The organism is Candidatus Hydrogenedentota bacterium (assembly GCA_035450225.1).
In the GTDB taxonomy this organism is placed as follows: domain Bacteria; phylum Hydrogenedentota; class Hydrogenedentia; order Hydrogenedentales; family SLHB01; genus DSVR01.
This window is the reverse complement of record DAOTMJ010000098.1, coordinates 1-2,280: the sequence shown is the minus strand read 5'-3', so window position 1 is coordinate 2,280 and position 2,280 is coordinate 1. Positions and strand designations below refer to the sequence as shown.

At 56.1% G+C, this 2,280-nt stretch carries 2 protein-coding genes; both read left to right on the top strand.

The window, feature by feature from the left end; genetic code table 11:
* Nucleotides 1-250 precede the first annotated feature (250 nt).
* Nucleotides 251-1,357, top strand: coding sequence for a hypothetical protein (locus tag P5540_19815; GenBank protein HRT67061.1), 1,107 nt, complete (start codon nt 251-253; stop codon nt 1,355-1,357).
* A gap of 221 nt (nt 1,358-1,578) precedes the next feature.
* Nucleotides 1,579-1,947: a hypothetical protein gene (locus P5540_19810; GenBank protein HRT67060.1), complete on the top strand. Its 369-nt coding sequence runs from the start codon at nt 1,579-1,581 to the stop codon at nt 1,945-1,947.
* Nucleotides 1,948-2,280 lie beyond the last annotated feature (333 nt).

Below are 2,280 nucleotides of genomic sequence, written 5' to 3'. Positions count from 1 at the left end.
AAGAATCACCAAGGCCGGGCCTCTAAACGGGGATTTCCGCCGTCTTTTTTCTGTATTTTTTTCTTGACAGATTGGCCTCGAGTAGTTTATATTGAAGTCACCTTGAAAAGGTAAGGTAGTGGTTTGCATGAATCCTCGGGTTGCGGAGCGGATTCATGGTTTGGTTTGGGTTTCATGTGGAATTGAGGCTGATTGGGTAAGGTATGGCATGTTCCCGAAAGGAACAAACACGAAGAGAGGAGTCTTGAAGATGAAAAAAGGGTTGGTATTGTTGGCGATTATGTTGTGTGCGGCCCCCGGCATGGCGGCAACGTTGACGCTTCCGCCGGTAACGCTGGACGGGTGCAGCCTGTGGCTCACCATCGAACCGGAAGCGCAAATGCTGATCCAGACGATTGCCGGTTTCGGCGTGGAAGGCATCCCTTCGTATGACGAGGCGGATCTTGAAAACGGCATGGCCGGAGACGGCATTCCGGACAAGTACCAGATGGCGTTGTTGGCCGCGTTGCTGTGCAAAGGGAATGCGACCGTTCAGGCCCAGTTCGACACCAACATGAATCACTACACGACGTTGGTGAACGATCTGGTGGCCGTGTTTGGCATTCTGCTGGGCAATCCGACCGCCAATCCGCCTGTTCCTTCGGCGGCGGCCCGTCTGAACCAAGTGGCAACCATTTTGACGCCTTATGTTCCGGAGTTGGTCCCGCAGGCGGTCATTGACGCCCTCAACAGCGCGGCGACGGAGCTCGACGGTTTTGTTGCGGATCTGCCGCCCGAAATCAACGGCGCCGTACTGCCGGTATTGGGCAACACGCTGCGCGGGTTCAAAGAAGCGGTCGCGGCGCTCATGGGCTTGGACACCGAAATCCAGGCATCGGTGCTCAATCTGTTGACATCCGAAATTCTCAGCGACGTAACGGCGATCCGGCAGCAGGTGTTGGACATCGCAACCCAGATGGCGCTCCTGACTGGGGAAGAATCGCCCCTGAGCCCGGATGACAAGGCCTACATCAATGCGCTGATTGCGGACGTGGACATTATTGTTGCGGCGCTGGACCGCACGATCGCCCTGACGACGCCGGGCGCGATTCCGATTTACGGCGTGACGTCCGGCAAGGCGGCCCATGAGCCCTTCTCCGGTGTCGGCGACTATGACAAGAACGGCGTCACCAATCTTGAAATTTACAACATTCTGAAGGCTGCAAAGGCCGATGTCGCCATCGAGGACTTCGTGGATGCGGCAAGCAATCCGCTTTCGCCCCTGAATCCATATCTGCCGGTTGGCGGCTTGGTGGGTTTGGCGGCGCTGGCGGGCGCCTGCCTGACGGGTGGAGCATTCGCGCTTCGCCGGAAATAAAACGCCACTGAACACATGTTCCTTGTTATGCCGGCCCAAACGGCGCAAGGAATGTGACGATGGGCGAAGTGAGACGTTAAGGAAGTCTCCATCGGCTTGGTGACGGGCCGGTGGAGACTTTTTATTGATCGGTTTATGGGTAATTTATTTGGTAAAATCACGGCAGGCGGGATTGATAAACAATGTGACATGTAGATGAGTTGACGTGTGAGGGAAAAGCCATGCACGAACGATTCAGCGATCCCGTAAAGGCTGCCTGCTACGTGGGCAGCGGGCTGGCGCCGAACACCACCTATTCGGTGACGCTTCGTTCGGGCGGACGTGTTCGACAACAGGTCTGCTCCGCCAAGGAAGCCGTGCGCGCCATTGAAATTTTTTGCCGCAAGTTTCCCCTGACCTCCGTGCTTTTTTTCCCGGAACCCGTAAACGGTCTTGTGGCGGAGTTGCGTTGTCATTGCGACGAGGGGCGCAAACTCAGCTGTTGCGGCCACGATGGAAGCCGTCCGCACGTGCATATCCGTCTGGCTGAAACGGACAACGCCGTGGGAAGCGAACCCGAAGCGCATTCGTCCGCCCGCCTTGCCGTGTAAACGGGTTGAAAATGGATTACCGGCCGGGAACGAAGCTGAGGGGTACGGTGGACTTCAGCAGCAAAGTGAAACGCTTCACAGGCCCCGTTTGTCCATAAAGTCCCCCTGACGTGGGCTTTGCCCACAACCCTGTTCCTGTTTCTCGTGCTCGTGCTCATAATCGCTCTCAAAGCCCAGCGGTTTTCGCGCTCGCTTAATCATGCTTGAGAGTACCGATTTCTTATGACAAAAGGTACCGTGCCGATGACCAACGACAATTTAGAGCCGTGCCGATGACGAGTCACGTGCGTCAAGTTCTGCAAAAAGGGGCATGATGTACTCCGTTTCTAAGCC

Coding starts and splice junctions, on each gene's coding strand:
- P5540_19815 (HRT67061.1), top strand. CDS start 251: ATGAAAAAAGGGTTGGTATTGTTGGCGATTATGTTGTGTGCGGCCCCC.
- P5540_19810 (HRT67060.1), top strand. CDS start 1,579: ATGCACGAACGATTCAGCGATCCCGTAAAGGCTGCCTGCTACGTGGGC.